The organism is Acidovorax sp. Root267 (genome assembly GCF_001429215.1).
GTDB lineage: Bacteria > Pseudomonadota > Gammaproteobacteria > Burkholderiales > Burkholderiaceae_C > Acidovorax > Acidovorax radicis.
Genome location: NZ_LMJC01000022.1, coordinates 257,483 through 275,983, shown reverse-complemented (window position 1 = coordinate 275,983; position 18,501 = coordinate 257,483). Strand labels below are relative to the sequence as shown.

The window sequence follows — 18,501 nt, the reverse complement described above, 5'->3', positions numbered from 1 at the left end:
CATCTCTTCGAACAAAAAAACACCCCATGCCCGTCATCAAAATCCTTCCCCATCCCGAATACTGCCCTGCAGGCACCGAAATCACGGCCCCCGCAGGCACGTCAATCTGCGAAGCCTTGCTCGACAACCACATCAACATCGAGCATGCCTGCGACATGAGCTGCGCCTGTACCACCTGCCACGTCATCGTGCGCCAGGGGCTGAATTCGCTCAACGAGGCGGAAGAAGAGGAAGAAGACCTGCTGGACCGCGCCTGGGGCCTGGAGCCACAATCGCGACTTTCGTGCCAGGCCATCCTGGCTCAAACCGATGTGACCGTGGAAATTCCCAAGTACACGATCAACCACGCCAAGGAAAACCATTGAAATGACACGGCAGATCGTTCTCGACACCGAAACCACCGGCCTGTCGGCCGAGGGCGGGGACCGCATCATCGAGCTGGGCTGTGTGGAGCTGCTCAACCGCAAGCTCACGGGCAACAACCTGCACCTGTACTTCAACCCGGGCCGCGACAGCCACGAAGACGCGCTCAAGGTGCACGGCATCAGCAACGAGTTCCTGAAGGACAAGCCCAAGTTTGCCGAGGTGGTGGACGACATCCTGCAGTACCTGCAGGGCGCCGAGATCATCATCCACAACGCCGCGTTCGACGTGGGCTTTCTGAACAAGGAGCTGGAACTGGTGGGCCGCCCCGCGTTCCGCACCTATGTGGAGAGCGTCACCGACACGCTGGCCATGGCCAAGGAGATGTACCCCGGCAAGCGCAATTCGCTCGATGCCCTGTGCGACCGCCTGGGCGTGGACAACTCCGGCCGGACCTTGCACGGCGCCTTGCTGGATGCGGAGCTGCTGGCCGATGTGTACATCAATCTCACGCGCGGCCAGGACGCCCTGTTGATCGCCGACGACGCGCAGGACAGCGGCGATGGCCTGAAGGTCGCAGCCATCGACCTGCGAGCGCTGAGCCTCCCTGTCCTGCGCGCCAGCGAGCAGGAACAGACGGCACATGCGGAGCTCCTGGCGCAAATTGACAAGGCCAGTGGCGGCAAAACAATTTGGCGAACTGTTCAGGCAGCCTGAAAAGCTGTGCCATAATCGAAGGCTGTCACAGCGACACGGGTGATTAGCTCAGCGGTAGAGCACTGCCTTCACACGGCAGGGGTCACATGTTCGATCCATGTATCACCCACCACGCTTTTGACTTCTTGCGAAAGCACCCTGCTTCAGGGTGCCAACGTCGGGTGATTAGCTCAGCGGTAGAGCACTGCCTTCACACGGCAGGGGTCACATGTTCGATCCATGTATCACCCACCAATTTGAAAACCCCTTCAGATTTTTGTCTGCAGGGGTTTTTTCATGGGCGCGGGCATAGGCAGCTGTTTCCGCGGCTGCACCTTGCAGGGCGGCTAAAGTGTCAGACTTGATATGCCACGGCGGCTGCGTTTTCTTGCGCCGCGCTGTTTGTCCTCTGGCCTTTTTGCCGCTGTCGATACGCCCCGACCCATGATCACCTTCCACAACCCGTTTCACCAGGGGCATGCCCCCGTCCATGAGTTCTTTCGCGGTGAACGCGTGCCCTGTTTTGAGAAACCGGCACGCGTGGACTATGTCGAAGAAGCGCTGCGGGCGCGTGGCCATGGCCTGATGACCCCGGACGTGGACAGCGGCCCCGTGTTGTCGCAGGTGCATGCGCCGCGTTATCTGGCCTTCCTGAAGACGGCCTGGCAGCAATGGCTGGCACTTGACGCTGCCAATGCGGGTGCGCAGCCGTTTCCGTCGGTCTGGCCCGTTCGTACCCTGCGCAGCGATCTGGAGCCTGAGAACTTTGTGGCCCGTCTGGGTCTGTACTCCATGGACAACGGCACCCCCATGGCGTCTGGTACCTGGGCTGCAGCCAAGGCGGGGGCCGATGCTGCCGCCAGCGCTGCGACACGGGTGGCCCAAGGAGCCCGCGCGGCGTTTTGCTGTACGCGGCCGCCGGGCCACCATGCCGGACCGGACTTCATGGGCGGCTATTGCTTTTTGAACAATGCCGCCGTGGCCGCACAGGTGCTGCGCAACCAGGGGGCACAGCGTGTGGCGTTGCTCGATGTGGATTACCACCATGGCAATGGAACACAAAGCATCTTCTACGACCGGGCCGATGTGCTGTTCATCAGCATTCATGGCGATCCACGCACCGAGTACCCGTTCTATCTGGGCCATGCGGACGAAACCGGGGTGGGCGAGGGCGCAGGCTTCAATCTGAACCTGCCGCTGCCTGCGGGCACCAGTGCGACCACCTGGTTCGATGCGCTGGAAATTGCCTGCGCGCGGATTGCCCGCCAGGGGGCTGACGCCCTGGTGATCTCCCTCGGGCTCGACGCCTTTGAGGGCGACCCCATCTCCAAGTTTGCGCTGGCGTCCGCCGATTTCACCCGGTTGGGTGAGCGCCTCGCGCGGCTGGGTCTGCCCACCGTCTTTGTGCTGGAAGGTGGCTATGCGGCCGCAGAACTGGGCACCAACGCCGTCAATGTGCTTGACGGGTTCGAGCAGGTCTGAGGGCACAGCACATTGAAAGGAAAGGCCATGACAAATCAGGTGGATTGTGTGGTGGTCGGCGCCGGCGTGGTGGGCCTGGCCGTAGCGCGGGCGCTGGCTTTGCAGGGGCGCGAAGTGATAGTGCTGGAGTCTGCGGACGCGATCGGGACGGGTATCAGTTCGCGCAACAGTGAGGTGATCCATGCCGGGCTGTACTACCCCACCGGCTCGTTGAAGGCCACACTGTGCGTGCGTGGAAGAGACATGTTGTATGCCTACTGTGCGGAGCGCAGCGTGCCCCATCGCCGCTGCGGCAAGCTCCTGGTGGCAACTTCGTCGGGCCAGTTACCAAGCCTTGAGTCCATCCAGGCGCGGGCCCAAGCCAACGGCGTGCCGGATCTGCGTTGGCTGGGCCGCCATGACGCCCAGGCCATGGAGCCCGCGCTGGAATGTGTTGCTGCGTTGTTTTCGCCCAGTACTGGCATTGTGGACAGCCACGCCCTGATGCTCGCGTTGCAGGGCGATCTGGAGCATGCAGGGGGACTTGTGGTGCTGAATTCGCCCCTGGCGCAAGCAGAATGCGCGCAAGATGCTATAAATTTGGAAGCATTGGACGGTACCTGCTTGCGAGCGCGCGCTGTGGTTAATGCAGCAGGTCTGCATGCCCCTGGGCTGGCTCGCCGATTTGTGGGGTTGGCTGCCGAACAGGTGCCCCCTGCCCGCTACGCCAAAGGCAGCTATTTCACGCTGTCTGGCAAGGCCCCCTTCAGCCGTTTGATCTACCCTGTGCCCGAGGCCGCAGGCCTGGGCGTGCATCTGACACTCGATCTGGGGGGACAGGCCAAGTTTGGCCCCGACGTGCAGTGGGTGGATTCGCCAGATGACCTGCTGGTAGACCCCGCACGTGGCGATGCGTTCTACGCCGAAGTCCGCAAGTACTGGCCCGCGTTGCGCGATGGAGCGCTCGCACCTGGCTATGCGGGCATACGTCCCAAGATTCACGGCCCAGATGAGCCGGCAGCGGACTTTGTGATTCAGGGGCCTTCAATCCACGGCATCCCTGGCCTGGTCAACCTGTTTGGCATTGAGTCCCCGGGGTTGACAAGCTCTCTGGCGATTGCCGAACATGTGGCCGCACTCGTTTGATCTGTGGCAAGCCATTTGCAATCGGTAACCTCTTGAGACCCCGTCCTACGAAGGGGAACAGGGCGGATGGCTAAGATGAACCGGTGCTCTGCCAGGCCATGCCGACAGCGCTGACTGATTTTTTTTGTTGCTTAAAGAAAGGCTTGTATGACTGCTTCCGACACCACCACGACCCAGGGCGAACTGGAAAAGCTGGTTTCTGATCTGCGTGGGCTCCTGGCCAACAAAGATCTTGATGCGGTCCCGGAAATCAAGCTGCTGCGCCAGCGCCTTGACGATGGCATGCACAACGTGCGCGAGTCGGCAGTGCGTGCGGCGCAAGATGCTGCCCGCCAGGCCAAGGACGCTGCCCTTGCGGCCGACCGCTATGCACACGATGAACCATGGCGCGTGGCAGGTGCCGCGCTGGCCGTGGGTGCGCTGGTGGGCTTCCTGCTTGCGCGCCGCTGATCTTGGCTGGCAGGGCTCGGTCGCACAACACAGGGGCTGCGCATGAACTGGCTTTCCCTTCTGGGGCTGGAGTCACTGGTGGCCCGTTGGCGTGCCAATGTGATCGAAGGTGCCATCGCTGCCGAAGACCGCATGGACCTCGCCCGGCTGGAGTGGCAGGATCAGAAACAGCGGCTGCAGCAAATGCTGGTGCTGACCATTGTGGTAGCAGGGCTCACGGTGGTGGCATTGATCATGCTCTCGTTGGCGGTGCTCGTGCATTTTTGGGATACGCCCCATCGCACCCTGGTGGCCTGGCTGGTTGCGGCTGTCTGGACCGTGGGTTGGGCTGCCACACTGATGTCGCTCATTTCCGTCGCGCAGAAGGCGGGCAACGGCTTTGCCCTCACGCGCCGCGAGCTCGCGCAGGACTGGCGTGACATCAAGGAGCGTTTGTAATGGCGACATCCCATCCGTCCCCCTCCGTAGCGCCTCAGCCCGTCGTTCCCCCGCCTACTGCCGAACAGCAGAGGCTTCTTGACCGCATTGCCATGCAGCGAGACCGCCTGCGCGCCCGCAGGGCTGCGCGGGCACAGTCGCTGGCCTTGGTGCAGCGTGAACCGGGGGCGGGCGGCATTGACGAATCCCTGGTGCTTCGCGCCGCAGGGTTCGCGCGGGAGCATCCCCTGGCAGTTGCGGCCATGGCAGGGGTTGCCTTGGTGGCAGGGCCGCGCCGCCTGATCCGATGGGCGGGCGTGGTGCTGCCCATGCTGATGCGGCTCCGACGCTAGGCGGGTGCTGCATGCCTCTGCTCAGAGGCGCCTGCTTCTCGTAAATTGAAAAGAACCGCTGACCACAGCGGCTCTTTTTTGTTTCCGGGTCAATGGGGCAGCCTGGACTCAACCCATGGCCTTGATGGCCTTTGCTGCCTTCACCACCAATGCAGGGCCTTCATAGATCAGCCCGGTATAGATCTGCACCACGTCGGCGCCCGCGCGGACCTTGCTGACCGCATCCTCGGCACTCATGATGCCGCCCACGCCGATGATGGGAAAGCGGCTGCCCAGCGCGGCGCGCAGTTGACGAATGACCTGGTTGCTTGCCTCCAGCACCGGGGCTCCGCTCAGGCCGCCGGTTTCCCCGGCATAGCGCAGGCCCTGTACCGCAGTGCGGCTGATGGTGGTGTTGGTGGCGATCACGCCGTCCATCCCATGGCGCTGCAGTGTGGCGGCGATCACGGACACCTGGGCTTCATCAAGGTCGGGGGCAATCTTCACAAACACCGGCACGCGGCGACCATGCTGTGTTGCCAGCGCCTCACGCAGCTCGGCGATGGCACCCAGCAAGGCATCCAGGGCCGCATCGCTTTGCAGTGCGCGCAGGTTCTGGGTGTTGGGTGAACTGATGTTGACCGTCACGTAGTCGGCGTGGGGGTAGACCCCTTCCAGGCAGGCCAGGTAGTCGCTGGTGGCATTCTCGATGGGGGTGGTGGCGTTCTTTCCGATGTTGAGGCCCAACAGGAGGGGATGTTTGCGACTTTGTGATCGAAAGCGCGCCTGCTGTACGTTGTGCAAGAAGGCGTCCAGGCCTTCGTTGTTGAAGCCCAGGCGGTTGATCAGCGCGCGGGCTTCGGGCAGGCGGAACATGCGCGGCTTGGGATTGCCCGGCTGCGCCTTGGGTGTCACGGTACCGACCTCCACAAAGCCGAAGCCCATGGCGCCCAGGGCGTCGATGCAGCGGGCGTTCTTGTCCAGGCCGGCTGCCATCCCGACGCGGTTGGGAAAGGTCAAGCCCGCCAGTTCCACGGGATCGTCCACGGTTTCATTGCACCAGGCCCACTGCAACGGTGTGCGCTGCCCGCGCGCCAGCATGTCCATGGTGAGTTCGTGGGCGGTCTCGGCATCCAGGCCAAAGAGAAAGGGGCGGGTGAGGGCGTAGGGGATCAGGGACATGGAGGGATAATTCAAGAATTACCCCTGATTTTCTCCCATGACGACCACTCCTTCCCTGACCCAAGACGAACTCAAGACCCTGGTAGGCCAAGCGGCGCTGCAATATGTAGTGCCTGGCGAGATTGTGGGCGTAGGCACCGGCTCCACCGTCAACAAGTTCATCGATGCGCTCGCCACCATCAAGGACCAGATCAAGGGAGCTGTATCCAGCTCGGTGGCCAGCACGGAGCGGCTGAAGGCGCTGGGGATTGCAGTGTTGGATGCCAACGAGGTTCCAGCGCTGTCGGTCTACATCGACGGTGCCGACGAGATCGATGGCAAAGGCCATATGGTCAAGGGCGGTGGCGCTGCGCTGACGCGCGAGAAGATCGTCGCTGCACTGGCGAGCCGCTTTGTGTGCATTGCCGACGAATCCAAGCTGGTTCAGGCGCTGGGGCAGTTTCCTTTGCCGGTTGAGGTGATCCCCATGGCGGCCAACCACATTGCGCGGCGTTTTGCGGCGATGGGCGGCCAGGCACAGTTGCGGCTGCGGGACGGGCAGCCCCTGGTGACCGACAACGGTCAATACATCCTGGATGTCCGCGGGCTCTCGATCACAGATCCGCTGGCGTTCGAGTCCGATATCAACCAATGGCCCGGGGTGGTGACGGTGGGAGTCTTTGCCCACCAGAAGGCGTCGGTCTGCCTGCTGGGCACGGCGCAAGGCGTCAAGACGCTCACATACTGATTCCTGGCTTCAGCAAACATTTTGCGCGCAAAGGAAAAGGGGCCTGAAAAGGCCCCTTTGTTTTGACAGCCCACGCCAGCTTGTTCCCGGTTTGGAGCTGGCTGGTTTCCCGCGAATTGCGTGGCTTAGAACCGGATACCCGCCGGATTGCTGGGTGTCGGTCCATCGTTGACGGGTGCGGGGGGACGCGGACGCGCCCTGGAAGGCGCTGTGGGAGTGGCTGGGTCTGACGATGCGGGAGTCGTTGCAGGTTCTGCTGTCGCTTTCACGGCAACCAGCGGCGTGGGCGCAGGTTGGCGGTAGTTTCTGGGCAGAGCCGATTGCTTGGGGTAGCCTGCCGCGTCCAGATACTGGACCCATTCCCCTTCGGAAAAGCCTGCGAGCTGCTGGCCGCCGATGGTGCCAAAGGGCAGGCCGGTACCGCCGCTCAGCCGTTGAAGCGCCGCGATGTCCTCGTTGCTGGACACGGTGCGCTCGGTGAAGGGAACACCCCGAGAAGTGAGCAGGTTGCGCGCGGAGGTGCAAGGCGGGCAGTCGTTGCCGGTGTAGATCGTGACAGGAAAGCGGTTGGCGATCTGGCGCAGTTCGTAGGGCAGCGCGCCGTTGGCGGCAGCGGGTGCCTCGGTGGTCGCACGGGCAGGTTGCGCGTTGGCGTCGGCGGGTGCTCGGTCCGAAAACGTCACCTTGCCATCCGGGCCGACGATGCGGTAAACGCCTTGCGCCTGCACGCTGGCGCACGCCAGCGTCATCAGCAAGGACGCCAGCAGGGGGGCGGTCAACGGCTTGTGCATGTTCATTCTCCTCACTCCTTCGTGGTCATCAGGCCCCGGGCGCAGGGTGTGCACGCCAGGGCCATGGTTCGGTTCAGGCGGTTGACTCTTCGGCCATGCCCTGGTGGCGCAGCAGGGCGTCCAGGCTGGGCTCGCGGCCCCGGAAGGCCTTGAACGATTCCATCGCAGGGCGGCTGCCGCCGGCTTCCAGGATGGCCTGGCGATAGCGGCGGCCCGTTTCGATGCTGGGCAGGCCATCGCTCCCAGAGGTTTCCTCGAAAGCAGCATAGGCGTCTGCACTCAGTACCTCGGCCCACTTGTAGCTGTAGTAGCCAGCGGCATACCCGCCCGCAAAAATATGGCTGAAGGTGTGTGCCGTGCGGCTGAATGCCGGGGGTTGCAGCACGGCCACTTCGCGGCGCACCTGGTCCAGGAGGGGCATGATGTCCTGGGCCGGGTCGTGTTCGGTGTGCAGCAGCATGTCGAACAGCGAGAACTCGATCTGGCGCAGCGTCTGCATGCCGCTCTGGTAGTTCTTGGCGGCGATCATCTTGTCGAACAGCGCGCGGGGCAGGGGCTCTCCTGTGTCCACATGGGCCGTCATGTGCTTGAGCACATCCCATTCCCAGCAGAAGTTCTCCATGAACTGGCTGGGCAGCTCCACCGCATCCCATTCCACGCCGCCAATGCCCGAGACGTCACGCTCGTTCACCTGGGTCAGCATGTGGTGCAGGCCGTGGCCAAACTCGTGGAAGAGGGTGATCACGTCGTCGTGCGTGAGCAGTGGCGGTTTGCCGTCCACACCACTGGCGAAGTTGCACACCAGGTGCGCCACCGGGGTCTGCAGTACGCCCGTGTCGGGGCGCAACCAGCGTGTGCGCACATCGTCCATCCATGCGCCGCCGCGTTTGCCGGTGCGTGCAGGTTGGTCGAGGTAGAACTGGCCCACCAGCTGGGTGCCCTTGTGGGTACCTTCCGGATGCGCGCGCTCGATGCGGTAAAACTCGACGGCCGGGTGCCAGACGGCAGCTGTGTCGCGTCGGATGGACACTTCGAACAGGGTTTCGATGATCTTGAACAGGCCCGCCAGCACCTTGGGCGCCGTGAAGTACTTCTTGACCTCCTGCTCGCTGAAGGCGTAACGCGCTTCCTTGAGTTTTTCGGAAATGTAGGGCCAGTCCCAGGCCTGCGGATCGGCAAGACCCAGGTGTTCGGCGGCAAACGCGCGCAGGTCGGCGATGTCCTTCTCGGCGTAGGGGCGGGCGCGGCGGGCCAGGTCGCGCAAGAAGGTGATCACCTGCGCCGGTGACTGGGCCATCTTGGGCACCACGGACACTTCACCAAAATTGGCGTAGCCCAGCAGTTGAGCCTCTTCGCGGCGCAGTGCCAGGATTTCGCTGATCAGTGCCGTGTTGTCGAATTTGCGCGCGTCGCCCTCAGCCTGGTCGGAGGCACGGGTCACATAGGCACGGTAGAGCTTCTCGCGCAGTTCGCTGCGCGCGGCAAACTGCATGACCGGCAGATAGCAAGGCATCTTCAGGGTGAGCTTGTAGCCTTCCTTGCCGTCTGCCTGTGCTGCGGCCAGCGCGGCCTGTTGCACATCGTCTGGAATGCCTTCCAGTTCTTCGGCCGTGGCGTAGTAGGCGTAGGCGTCGGTGGCATCGAGGGCGTTCTCGCTGAATTTCTGGCTAAGCTCGGCCTGGCGCTCCTGGATCTGCGCAAAGCGTTCCTTTGCGGCACCGGTCAGTTCTGCGCCGCTCAACACAAAGTTGCGCACCGCGTTCAGGTGGGCCTGACGCTGTTCCGCCGTCAAGGTGGCGGGGTCGATGGCCTTGTATTTGGCGTACAGGCGTTCATCGGCACCCAGGCGCGTCCAGAACTCGGTGACCCGGGGCAAGGCGGCGTTGTAGGCTGCGCGCAGTTCGGGGGTGTCGGCCACGCTGTTGAGGTGGCTGATGCTGCCCCAGGCAGTGCCCAGTCGCTCGGTGGCCACATCCAGCACTTTCGCAATCGCGTCCCAGCGGGCCGGAAAGTCGGGGGCGGTGACGGCCTCCAGCGCCGCGTTGGCGCGCTCAAGCAGTACATCCACCGCAGGCGCCACGTCCTGCGGTGTGATGCGGTCGAAATGGGGGAGGTCCGAGAAGTCGAGAAGGGCGTTGCTCATGCGAAATCAGATGGCGCCAGATGGCGCAGGTTCAAGTTGCAAAGCAGCCGGCATCGACGGCACTGACCCAGGTCAGTGCGCTGCGGTGCGCTCGGCGGCTTCGATGGTGTTCACCAGCAGCATGGTAATGGTCATGGGGCCAACCCCGCCAGGGACGGGGGTGATCCAGCCGGCCACTTCCTTGACGCCGTCAAAGTCCACGTCGCCGCAGAGCTTGCCTTCGTCGTTGCGGTTCATGCCCACGTCGATCACCACGGCGCCAGGCTTGACCATGTCGGCAGTCAGCACATTGCGTTTGCCCACTGCGGCCACGATCACATCGGCCTGCAGGGTTTGCGCCTTGAGGTCCTGGGTGGCGCTGTGGCAAATGGTGACGGTGGCGTTCTGGCCCAACAGCATCAGCGCCATGGGCTTGCCCACGATGTTGCTGCGGCCGATGACCACGGCGTGTTTGCCCTTGAGGTCGTAGCCGATGCTTTCCAGCATCTTCATGCAGCCATAGGGCGTGCAGGGCCAGAAGCCGGGCATGCCGGTCATCAGGGCCCCGGCGCTGGCGATGTGAAAGCCGTCCACGTCCTTGGCGGGCGAGATGGCTTCGATCACTTTCTGTGCATCAATGTGTTTTGGCAGGGGCAACTGCACCAGGATGCCGTGGATGGCCGGGTCGTTGTTGAGTGCTTCCACGCGGGCCAGCAGCGCGGCTTCGGTCATGTCGGCCTCGTACTTTTCGAGGACGGAGTACAAGCCGCTGTCTTCGCAGGCCTTGACCTTGTTGCGCACATACACCTGGCTGGCAGGGTTGTCGCCCACCAGGACGACGGCCAGGCCGGGCTTGACGCCGCGTGCCGCCAGGGCAGCGGCGCGTTGCGCCACGTCGGCGCGCAGTTGGCGGGAAAGGGCGTTGCCGTCGATGAGTTGGGCTGTCATGTCAGAGAATATGAGTCAAATTGGTCTCTAGCGCTTTATCAGAAAGCGCGAGCAGCTATCAAAATGTGAGTATCAGCCCTTGGGGGCATTCTGGCCGAGGGCGATCTTGAGCAGGTCGGCCACGGTGTTGGCGTTGAGCTTTTCCATGATGTTGGCGCGGTGTGCCTCCACCGTCTTGATGCTGATGCCCAGGTCGTCGGCGATCTGCTTGTTCAGGCGACCGGCCACGATGCGTTCGAGCACCTGGGCTTCGCGGCTGGTGAGCTTGGAGAGCAGGGCATCGCGGCTCGCGGCCTGCTGATAGCCAGCGAAGGCTTCGCGGGCGTGGTCGAGCATGCGTTCGACGAGGCCCACCAGTTCTTCCTCGTCAAAAGGCTTTTGGATGAAATCCAGCGCGCCTTTTTTCATGGTGTTCACGGCCATGGGCACGTCGCCGTGGCCGGTGATGAATACGATGGGCAAGGGGGACTTGCGCTCGATCAGGCGGTCCTGCAGCTCCAGGCCCGTCATGCCGCCCATGCGGATGTCCACAATCAGGCAGGCGACTTCGCGCGGGTCGTAGCGTGAGAGAAACGTCTCGGCCGAATCAAAGCAACGCACCCGATAGTCCTTGCCTTCCAGCAGCCACTGCAGGGAATCGCGAACTGCCTCGTCGTCGTCAACAACGTAGACAGTGCCTTTTTTCGGAATCAAGCTCATGCAATTGTCCTTGGTTTTTGATTGTTTGCTACAGAATTTGTAGTGGCATCAGCAGGCTTGGCAAGCGGCAGCCAGAAGGAGAACCTGCAGCCCGTGACCTCTGATCCATTGTAGAGGTTCTCCGCCAGCATCCTGCCCTGGTGTGACTCGACGATGCTGCGGCACAGATTGAGGCCCATGCCCATGCCTTCTTCCTTGGTGGAGAAGAAGGCTTCGAACAGGCGCTCCAGCACCTCGGGGGCGAGGCCCTTGCCGGTGTCCTGCACCGAGAACTCCACCACTTCGCGGTCTTCGATGTGCTTGGGCACCACGCGCAGCTCCACGCTGCGACCCGAAGGTGGGCGGTTGGCGTGCTGGATGGCTTCGGCGCCGTTCTTCATGAGGTTGACCAGCACCTGCTCGATCAGGATGGTGTCCACCATCACGGGCGGCAAGCGGGCGGCCACATAGTGCGTCAGGCGCACGTTGTGCCGGCGCAGCTCGATGTCGGCCAGCTCCACGGCTTCGTTGACCATCGAATGCACGTCGGCCAGGGTGCGGTTGGGCTCGCTCTTTTTCACAAAGGCCCGGATGCGCTGGATGATCTGACCCGCGCGCTGGGCCTGGTGGGCGGTCTTCTGCAGCGCCGTGAGCAGCGCTTCTTCGGTCAGCTGGCCACTCTGGATGCGCGAGACCATGCCGCTGCAATAGTTGTTGATGGCCGTGAGCGGCTGGTTGAGCTCGTGCGCCACGCTGGAGGCCATCTCGCCCATGGTGATGAGGCGGCTGACGGATTGGGCACGCTCGGCCTGCCGCGCCGCCTGTTCCTCGGCCTGGCGGCGGGGGGTGATGTCGGTGGCAATCACCATCTGGGCCAGGCGGCCATCCACCCAGTTGAGGTAGCGCGAGCGCACTTCGAGCCATTTCCCCAGGTCAGGCAGGTAGATCTCGGCGTTCTCGGTGCGGGCACTGGTGAGCGGGTCGGTCGGCAGGCCCATGAGCCCGTCTTCGTCGTCCATGCCCGTGTGCTCCGTGCCCGCCACGGGCACCACGCCGGCCTGCGCCACCAGCTGCAGGTGCCCACCCGTCTGCGAGCCGAACCATTGGCGGTAGAGCTTGTTGGCGAACAGCAGTTCTTCGCTGCCCAGCGGTGCCACGGAGACCGAGGCGTCCAGCGACTCCAGCACGATGGTGAAGCGCTCGTGCGATGCGGAAAGCTGTTCGCGGATGCGGTTAGGCTCGGTGATGTCGGTCATCGAGGTCATCCAGCCCGTCTGCTGGCCGTGCGCATCGATCAAGGGCGACACATAAAGCCGCGCATCGAACAGGGTGCCGCTTTTGCGCCGGACCCGCACCTGAAAACCGCCGACGATGGTTTTGCCGGACAGTTCGTCGCGCAGCTTGGCGTGCAAGGCCTCGTGGTCGGAGTCGGGCCAGTAAGGGAAGGGCGCTTTCAGGCCCACCAATTCGGCCTCGCTCCAGCCGGTCATCTGGCAGAAAGCGGCGTTCACGTAGGTGATGCGGCCTTCCATGTCCAGCGCACGCATGCCTGTCAGGATGGAGTTCTCCATCGCGCGGCGGAAGTTCGTCTCGGCCACCAGGGCCTGCTGGGCCTGCATGCGGCGGCGGGTGTGGCGCCAGGTGGCGATCAGCATCCAGGCCGTCATGGCCGAAAGCGTGCCCACCAGCCAGAACAGCCCGCTGCCCACCACGCCCAGCGAGGTGCGGTAGGCCTGTGCCTTGAGCACCAGCCCGTTGCCCACCGGAGAGACGGGCACCTCGTATTCGTTGGCGCGGGTCGTCCACGGCAGAAGCTGGGTGGCCGTGTTGCGTGGGCCCAGAGGGGTTCCGGCCAGCACCTGGTTCTTGCCATCGAGCAGCGTGACGGCGTAGCGCGCCAGCACCTCGGTGGGCGTGCCATAGCGCAGCAGGCTGTCGATGGAGTATTCGCCCAGCACCACCCCGCTGAATTTGCCCTGGTTGTTCAAAGGCACCTGTAGCTGGAGCAGCGGGGTTGAATCGCCCGAGGTTGCGGCCGGCTGGGCGTACACCGGCTGTTGCAGGTCGCGGGCCAGGCCAAAGGTGTCGGCCGTGTCGCCGGGTTTGAGCACTTCGCCGGCAATGCGCAACTCGCTGCTGGCCAGCGTGGGCGCTGCATGGCTGGCACGGATGCGACGGCGCTCGTCGATCCAGGTGATCGCCTGCAGTTCGGGGTATTGGCTGATCAGGCTTTCGGCACGGCTTACAAACTCCGCGCGTTCCAGCTCCTGGTTCGACAGGTCGCGTGCAATGCGCATGAGCTGTTCCTGCCGCTCCAGCAGCCGCAGGCGCACGCGCTGTTGCGCGTATTCCACGTCACGCCGTAGGGCTTCTTGTTCGCGCTCGGCCTCTTCGGCGCGCAAATACCAGAACGCCGCCACGATGGCGGCCAGAAACATCAGCACGGCCGCCAGGGGCGCCAGCGCCGCGAACCGGTCCTGCCGGGTGGGCGACAACCCGCGCCACCACTTGCGCCACCAGCGGGCGGGCGCTGCCACGACCATGGCCGTGGAGGAGGGGTGAGGGGGCAGGGAATCCATCCTCCGAGTGTAGGGGAGCTGTGGCCCGCCATCGCGGCCATTGGTAATGTGCGTTTGCAGCATTTTCTTGCAATATGAAATGCATGGGCACCATTTGAAATTACAGAAAAATATGCGAAACTAGAGCCAACGTACTAAATTGCTGCCACACCTACAGGAGACAAAGCATGTCAGCTCAGCCCGACCCCCAGGCCGGAAACGGTAACGCGCCCGCCACCGACACCGACCAGCAGGAAACCCGTGAGTGGATGGATGCGCTGTCCGCCGTCATCGACAAAGAGGGGGCCGAGCGCGCCCACTACCTGCTGGAGCAGTTGCTGGAACATGCCCGCCAGAACAGCGTCGACCTGCCGTTCTCGGCCAACACCGGCTACGTCAACACCATCGAGCCCGGCATGGAGGCACGCAGCCCCGGCAACCTCGAAATCGAACAGCGCTTGCGCGCCTACATGCGCTGGAACGCCATGGCCATGGTGGTCAAGGCCAACCGCCACCATCCACCCGAGGGCGGTGACCTGGGCGGCCACATCGGCTCCTTTGCTTCGCTGGCCAGCATGTTCGGCGCCGGCTTCAACCACTTCTGGCATGCCGAGAGCGAGAACCACGGCGGTGACCTGCTCTACATCCAGGGCCACGTGTCGCCCGGCATCTATGCCCGCGCCTACCTCGAGGGCCGTCTGAGCGAAGACCAATTGCTCAACTTCCGCCAGGAAGTGGATGGCAAGGGCCTGTCGAGCTACCCGCACCCCAAGCTCATGCCCGAGTTCTGGCAGTTCCCCACCGTGTCCATGGGCCTGGGCCCGCTGATGGCCATCTACCAGGCGCGTTTCCTCAAGTACCTGCACGCTCGTGGCATCGCCAATACCGAAAACCGCAAGGTCTGGGTGTTCTGCGGCGACGGTGAGATGGACGAAGTCGAATCCCTGGGCGCCATTGGCCTCGCCGCGCGCGAGAAGCTCGACAACCTGGTGTTCGTCATCAACTGCAACCTGCAGCGGCTGGACGGCCCCGTGCGTGGCAACGGCAAGATCATCCAGGAGCTTGAAGGCGAGTTCCGCGGTTCTGGCTGGAACGTCATCAAGCTGATCTGGGGCAAGGGCTGGGACGCGCTCCTGGCCAAGGACCACGACGGCGCACTGCGCAAGCTCATGATGGACACGAACGACGGCGACTACCAAGCCATGAAGGCCAACGACGGTGCCTACGTCCGCAAGAACTTCTTCGGCCGCGATCCACGCACGCTCAAGATGGTCGAGCACATGACCGACGACGAGATCTGGAACCTGCAGCGTGGCGGCCATGATTCGCAAAAGGTGTACGCGGCCTTCCATGCCGCGCAGAACCATGGCGGCCAGCCTTCCGTCCTGCTGATCAAGACTGTCAAGGGTTTTGGCATGGGCAAGATTGGCGAGGCCAAGAACACCGTCCACCAGACCAAGAAGCTCAGCGACGAAGACATCAAGGCCTTCCGCGACCGCTTCAACATCCCGGTCCCGGACAGCCAGCTCGCCGAGCTGCCGTTCTACAAGCCGGCCGACGACACCCCGGAAATGAAGTACCTGCACGAGCGCCGCAAGGCCTTGGGCGGCTACCTGCCACACCGCCGCGTGAAGGCCGACGAGAGCTTCACCGTGCCCGCACTGGACACCTTCAAGGCCATCCTGGAGCCCACGCCCGAAGGCCGCGAAATCTCCACCACGCAAGCCTACGTGCGCTTCCTCACCCAGCTGCTGCGTGATCAGGCCCTGGGCCCCCGTGTGGTGCCTATCCTCGTGGACGAAGCCCGCACTTTCGGCATGGAAGGCCTGTTCCGCCAGATCGGCATCTACAACCCCGCAGGCCAGCAGTACACCCCGGTCGATAAAGACCAGGTCATGTACTACAAGGAAGACAAGGCCGGCCAGATCCTGCAGGAAGGTATCAACGAAGCCGGTGGCATGAGCAGCTGGATCGCCGCAGCCACGTCGTACAGCACGAACAACCGGATCATGATCCCGTTCTACGTGTACTACTCGATGTTCGGGTTCCAGCGCATTGGCGACCTGGCCTGGGCGGCCGGCGACATGCAGGCCCGTGGTTTCCTGCTGGGCGGCACGTCGGGCCGCACCACGCTCAACGGCGAAGGCCTGCAGCACGAAGATGGCCACAGCCACATCCTGGCCAACACCATCCCGAACTGCGTGAGCTACGACCCCACCTTCGCGCACGAAGTGGCGGTGATCATGCAGCATGGCCTCAAGCGCATGGTGGAGCTGCAGGAGAACGTGTACTACTACCTCACGCTGCTGAACGAAAACTACGCGATGCCTGGCCTCACGCCCGGCACCGAAGAGCAGATCATCAAGGGCATGTACCTGTGCAAGCCCGGTGTGGACAGCGCCAGCGCACCCCGCGTGCAACTGCTGGGCTCGGGCACCATCCTGCGCGAATCATTCTTTGCGCAAGAACTGCTGGCCACCGACTGGGGTGTGCAGGCCGACGTGTGGAGCTGCCCGAGCTTCAACGAGCTCACCCGCGACGGCCAGGACGCCGACCGCTGGAACCTGCTGCACCCGCTGGAGACACCGCGCGTGCCATTTGTGGCGCAGCAGTTGGGCGCCAGCAGCGGCCCCGTGGTGGCATCCACCGACTACATGAAGGCTTACGCCGAGCAGATTCGCCCGTTCGTCCCCAAGGGCCGTACCTACAAGGTGCTGGGCACCGACGGTTTTGGCCGCAGCGACTTCCGCAGCAAGCTGCGCGAGCATTTTGAAATCAACCGCCACTACATCGTGGTGGCGGCCCTCAAGGCGCTGAGCGAAGATGGTGTGGTGCCTGCGACCAAGGTGGCCGAGGCCATCAAGAAATACGGCATCCAGGCTGACAAGATCAACCCCCTTTACGCATAAATCGAACCGGAGACAACAATGGCATTGGTAGACATTCAGGTCCCGGACATCGGAGACTTCGACGAAGTCGGCGTGATCGAGTTGCTCGTGAAGCCCGGCGATACCGTCAAGGCTGAGCAATCTCTGATCACGGTGGAGTCCGACAAGGCGTCGATGGAGATTCCCTCCAGCCACGCAGGCGTGGTCAAGGAACTGCGCGTGCAGATTGGCGACAAGGTCAAGCAAGGCTCGGTCGTGCTGACGCTGGAAGTGCAGGGCGCTGCGCCAGCGCCAGCCCCCGCATCGGCTGCGCCGGCACCTGCCGCAGCCCCAGTATCGGCGGCTGCCCCAGCCCCGGTGGCTGCTGCACCTGCGGCAGCCCCGGCTGCAGCAGCAGGCCCGGTGGAAGTGCGCGTGCCCGACATCGGCGACTTCAAGGACGTGGCCGTCATCGAGCTGCTGGTCAAGGTGGGTGACACCATCAAGCTCGAACAATCGCTCTTCACCGTCGAGTCCGACAAGGCATCGATGGAGATCCCTTCGCCCGCCGCTGGCGTGGTCAAGGAGCTCAAGGTCAAGATCGGCGACACCGTCAACATCGGTGATCTGGTGGCCATGCTGGAAGGCGTGGCTGGCAGCGCCCCCGCAGCTGCTCCGGCCCCGGCAGCGGTGGCTCCTGCAAGCCCTGCGGTTGCCGCCTCTGCGCCGGCCCCTGCGGTAGCTGCTGCCGCAGCCCCGGCGGCCGCCACCGCCGCCGTGCCAGCGCACCAGCCCGGTACGCCCACGGCCGGCTTGCCCCACGCCAGCCCGTCTGTGCGCAAGTTCGCCCGCGAACTCGGTGTGCCGCTCGAAGAACTCAAAGGCACTGGCCACAAGGGCCGCATCACGCAAGACGATGTGCAGGCCTTCACCAAGCAGGTGATGAGCGGCGCCGCCCAGACCAAGGCGCAGGCGGCCAAGGCTCCGGCGGCCAGTGCTGGCGGCTCCGGCGTCGGCCTCGACCTGCTGCCCTGGCCCAAGGTGGACTTCACCAAGTTCGGCCCCGTGGAGCGCAAGGACCTCTCGCGCATCAAGAAGATCAGCGGCGCCAACCTGCACCGCAACTGGGTCGTCATCCCGCACGTCACCAACCACGACGACGCGGACATCACCGACCTCGAAGCCTTCCGTGTGCAGTTCAACAAAGAGAACGAGAAGAGTGGCGTCAAGGTCACCATGCTCGCCTTCATGATCAAGGCCGCCGTGGCCGCGCTCAAAAAGTTCCCCGAGTTCAACAGCTCGCTCGACGGCGACCAGCTGGTGCTGAAGAACTACTTCCACATCGGCTTTGCGGCCGACACGCCCAACGGCCTCGTTGTGCCGGTCATCCGCGACGCCGACAAGAAGGGCATCGTCCAGATCTCGCAAGAGATGGGCGACCTCGCCAAGAAGGCGCGCGACGGCAAGCTCGGCCCTGCCGACATGACCGGCGGCTGCTTCTCCATCAGCTCGCTGGGCGGCATTGGCGGGCGCTACTTCACGCCCATCATCAACGCGCCCGAAGTCGCCATCATGGGCGTGTGCAAGAGCAGCATCGAACCCAAGTGGGACGGCAAGCAGTTCGCCCCGCGCCTGGTGCTGCCCCTGTCGCTCAGCTGGGACCACCGCGTGATCGACGGCGCTGCCGCCGCGCGCTTCAACGTGTACTTTGCCTCGCTGCTGGCGGACTTCCGCCGCATCGTGATGTAACGAAAGGGCAAGAC

17 protein-coding genes and 2 tRNA genes are annotated in these 18,501 nt (G+C 63.7%); 12 read left to right on the top strand and 7 right to left on the bottom strand.

Annotated features, from left to right (window positions below; genetic code table 11):
* The first annotated feature begins 26 nt into the window (after positions 1–26).
* The 4 genes from fdx (at position 27) to ASE39_RS15200 (ending at position 1,314) form a co-directional block, all read left to right on the top strand.
* Positions 27–365, top strand: coding sequence for an ISC system 2Fe-2S type ferredoxin (gene fdx, locus ASE39_RS15215; RefSeq protein ID WP_010458418.1), 339 nt, complete (start codon positions 27–29; stop codon positions 363–365).
* Position 366: 1 nt separating this feature from the next.
* Entirely contained in the window at positions 367–1,080 is a 714-nt protein-coding gene (gene dnaQ, locus ASE39_RS15210) for a DNA polymerase III subunit epsilon (RefSeq protein ID WP_057224252.1), read from the top strand.
* Positions 1,081–1,117: 37 nt separating this feature from the next.
* Positions 1,118–1,192 (top strand) — tRNA-Val (locus tag ASE39_RS15205).
* A gap of 47 nt (positions 1,193–1,239) precedes the next feature.
* Positions 1,240–1,314 (top strand) — tRNA-Val (locus ASE39_RS15200).
* On the opposite strand, the gene ASE39_RS26525 is transcribed toward ASE39_RS15200, so the two are convergent.
* Positions 1,285–1,539: a hypothetical protein gene (locus tag ASE39_RS26525; protein WP_140426797.1), complete on the bottom strand. Its 255-nt coding sequence runs from the start codon at positions 1,537–1,539 to the stop codon at positions 1,285–1,287. The genes ASE39_RS15200 and ASE39_RS26525 overlap by 30 nt on opposite strands.
* On the opposite strand from ASE39_RS26525, the gene ASE39_RS15195 reads away from it, so the two are divergent.
* The 5 genes from ASE39_RS15195 (at position 1,504) to ASE39_RS15175 (ending at position 4,886) form a co-directional block, all read left to right on the top strand.
* Positions 1,504–2,541 (top strand): histone deacetylase family protein, encoded by a 1,038-nt coding sequence (locus tag ASE39_RS15195; RefSeq protein WP_057271699.1) that lies wholly within the window; start codon positions 1,504–1,506, stop codon positions 2,539–2,541. The genes ASE39_RS26525 and ASE39_RS15195 overlap by 36 nt on opposite strands.
* A gap of 27 nt (positions 2,542–2,568) precedes the next feature.
* Complete coding sequence (locus ASE39_RS15190) at positions 2,569–3,666, top strand: NAD(P)/FAD-dependent oxidoreductase (RefSeq protein WP_057271698.1); 1,098 nt, start codon at positions 2,569–2,571, stop codon at positions 3,664–3,666.
* Positions 3,667–3,813: 147 nt separating this feature from the next.
* On the top strand, positions 3,814–4,116 hold the full coding sequence (locus ASE39_RS15185) for a DUF883 family protein (RefSeq protein ID WP_010458410.1): 303 nt from the start codon (positions 3,814–3,816) through the stop codon (positions 4,114–4,116).
* Between the two features lie 42 nt (positions 4,117–4,158).
* Complete coding sequence (locus tag ASE39_RS15180) at positions 4,159–4,554, top strand: phage holin family protein (RefSeq protein ID WP_010458409.1); 396 nt, start codon at positions 4,159–4,161, stop codon at positions 4,552–4,554.
* A complete protein-coding gene (locus ASE39_RS15175; protein WP_010458408.1) occupies positions 4,554–4,886 on the top strand; it encodes a hypothetical protein in 333 nt (110 codons plus the stop codon). Before ASE39_RS15180 ends, ASE39_RS15175 begins: the two co-directional genes overlap by 1 nt.
* A 108-nt stretch (positions 4,887–4,994) precedes the next feature.
* Here the strand turns inward: ASE39_RS15175 and ASE39_RS15170 are convergent, their stop codons facing one another.
* Positions 4,995–6,047 (bottom strand): quinone-dependent dihydroorotate dehydrogenase, encoded by a 1,053-nt coding sequence (locus ASE39_RS15170; RefSeq protein ID WP_057271697.1) that lies wholly within the window; start codon positions 6,045–6,047, stop codon positions 4,995–4,997.
* Between the two features lie 37 nt (positions 6,048–6,084).
* On the opposite strand from ASE39_RS15170, the gene rpiA reads away from it, so the two are divergent.
* Positions 6,085–6,774: a ribose-5-phosphate isomerase RpiA gene (gene rpiA / locus ASE39_RS15165; RefSeq protein ID WP_057271696.1), complete on the top strand. Its 690-nt coding sequence runs from the start codon at positions 6,085–6,087 to the stop codon at positions 6,772–6,774.
* A 125-nt stretch (positions 6,775–6,899) separates the two neighbouring features.
* Here the strand turns inward: rpiA and ASE39_RS15160 are convergent, their stop codons facing one another.
* The 5 genes from ASE39_RS15160 to ASE39_RS15140 form a co-directional block, all read right to left on the bottom strand.
* On the bottom strand, positions 6,900–7,571 hold the full coding sequence (locus ASE39_RS15160) for a glutaredoxin domain-containing protein (protein ID WP_199864282.1): 672 nt from the start codon (positions 7,569–7,571) through the stop codon (positions 6,900–6,902).
* A 67-nt stretch (positions 7,572–7,638) separates the two neighbouring features.
* The gene (locus ASE39_RS15155; RefSeq protein ID WP_057271695.1) at positions 7,639–9,708 is read right to left on the bottom strand and encodes a M3 family metallopeptidase; all 2,070 of its coding nucleotides are present in this window, start codon (positions 9,706–9,708) and stop codon (positions 7,639–7,641) included.
* A gap of 72 nt (positions 9,709–9,780) precedes the next feature.
* The gene (gene folD / locus ASE39_RS15150; RefSeq protein WP_057271694.1) at positions 9,781–10,635 is read right to left on the bottom strand and encodes a bifunctional methylenetetrahydrofolate dehydrogenase/methenyltetrahydrofolate cyclohydrolase FolD; all 855 of its coding nucleotides are present in this window, start codon (positions 10,633–10,635) and stop codon (positions 9,781–9,783) included.
* A 72-nt stretch (positions 10,636–10,707) separates the two neighbouring features.
* A complete protein-coding gene (locus tag ASE39_RS15145) occupies positions 10,708–11,334 on the bottom strand; it encodes a response regulator transcription factor (protein ID WP_007848524.1) in 627 nt (208 codons plus the stop codon).
* The gene (locus tag ASE39_RS15140) at positions 11,331–13,892 is read right to left on the bottom strand and encodes a PAS domain S-box protein (RefSeq protein ID WP_010458399.1); all 2,562 of its coding nucleotides are present in this window, start codon (positions 13,890–13,892) and stop codon (positions 11,331–11,333) included. Before ASE39_RS15140 ends, ASE39_RS15145 begins: the two co-directional genes overlap by 4 nt.
* 167 nt (positions 13,893–14,059) lie before the next feature.
* Between ASE39_RS15140 and aceE the strand changes: the two genes are divergently transcribed.
* Complete coding sequence (gene aceE / locus ASE39_RS15135) at positions 14,060–16,780, top strand: pyruvate dehydrogenase (acetyl-transferring), homodimeric type (protein WP_057224266.1); 2,721 nt, start codon at positions 14,060–14,062, stop codon at positions 16,778–16,780.
* An 18-nt stretch (positions 16,781–16,798) separates the two neighbouring features.
* Positions 16,799–18,487: a dihydrolipoyllysine-residue acetyltransferase gene (gene aceF, locus ASE39_RS15130; RefSeq protein ID WP_057271693.1), complete on the top strand. Its 1,689-nt coding sequence runs from the start codon at positions 16,799–16,801 to the stop codon at positions 18,485–18,487.
* Positions 18,488–18,501 lie beyond the last annotated feature (14 nt).

Excerpts from the sequence above, each read along its gene's own strand:
- ASE39_RS15185 (WP_010458410.1), top strand. The coding sequence starts at position 3,814 with ATGACTGCTTCCGACACCACCACGACCCAGGGCGAACTGGAAAAGCTG.
- aceF (WP_057271693.1), top strand. The coding sequence starts at position 16,799 with ATGGCATTGGTAGACATTCAGGTCCCGGACATCGGAGACTTCGACGAA.
- ASE39_RS15145 (WP_007848524.1), bottom strand. The coding sequence starts at position 11,334 with ATGAGCTTGATTCCGAAAAAAGGCACTGTCTACGTTGTTGACGACGAC.
- ASE39_RS15140 (WP_010458399.1), bottom strand. The coding sequence starts at position 13,892 with ATGGATTCCCTGCCCCCTCACCCCTCCTCCACGGCCATGGTCGTGGCA.
- ASE39_RS26525 (WP_140426797.1), bottom strand. The coding sequence starts at position 1,539 with ATGCCCCTGGTGAAACGGGTTGTGGAAGGTGATCATGGGTCGGGGCGT.
- fdx (WP_010458418.1), top strand. The coding sequence starts at position 27 with ATGCCCGTCATCAAAATCCTTCCCCATCCCGAATACTGCCCTGCAGGC.
- dnaQ (WP_057224252.1), top strand. The coding sequence starts at position 367 with ATGACACGGCAGATCGTTCTCGACACCGAAACCACCGGCCTGTCGGCC.
- ASE39_RS15175 (WP_010458408.1), top strand. The coding sequence starts at position 4,554 with ATGGCGACATCCCATCCGTCCCCCTCCGTAGCGCCTCAGCCCGTCGTT.
- ASE39_RS15180 (WP_010458409.1), top strand. The coding sequence starts at position 4,159 with ATGAACTGGCTTTCCCTTCTGGGGCTGGAGTCACTGGTGGCCCGTTGG.
- aceE (WP_057224266.1), top strand. The coding sequence starts at position 14,060 with ATGTCAGCTCAGCCCGACCCCCAGGCCGGAAACGGTAACGCGCCCGCC.
- folD (WP_057271694.1), bottom strand. The coding sequence starts at position 10,635 with ATGACAGCCCAACTCATCGACGGCAACGCCCTTTCCCGCCAACTGCGC.
- ASE39_RS15190 (WP_057271698.1), top strand. The coding sequence starts at position 2,569 with ATGACAAATCAGGTGGATTGTGTGGTGGTCGGCGCCGGCGTGGTGGGC.
- ASE39_RS15195 (WP_057271699.1), top strand. The coding sequence starts at position 1,504 with ATGATCACCTTCCACAACCCGTTTCACCAGGGGCATGCCCCCGTCCAT.
- ASE39_RS15160 (WP_199864282.1), bottom strand. The coding sequence starts at position 7,571 with ATGAACATGCACAAGCCGTTGACCGCCCCCCTGCTGGCGTCCTTGCTG.
- ASE39_RS15155 (WP_057271695.1), bottom strand. The coding sequence starts at position 9,708 with ATGAGCAACGCCCTTCTCGACTTCTCGGACCTCCCCCATTTCGACCGC.
- ASE39_RS15170 (WP_057271697.1), bottom strand. The coding sequence starts at position 6,047 with ATGTCCCTGATCCCCTACGCCCTCACCCGCCCCTTTCTCTTTGGCCTG.
- rpiA (WP_057271696.1), top strand. The coding sequence starts at position 6,085 with ATGACGACCACTCCTTCCCTGACCCAAGACGAACTCAAGACCCTGGTA.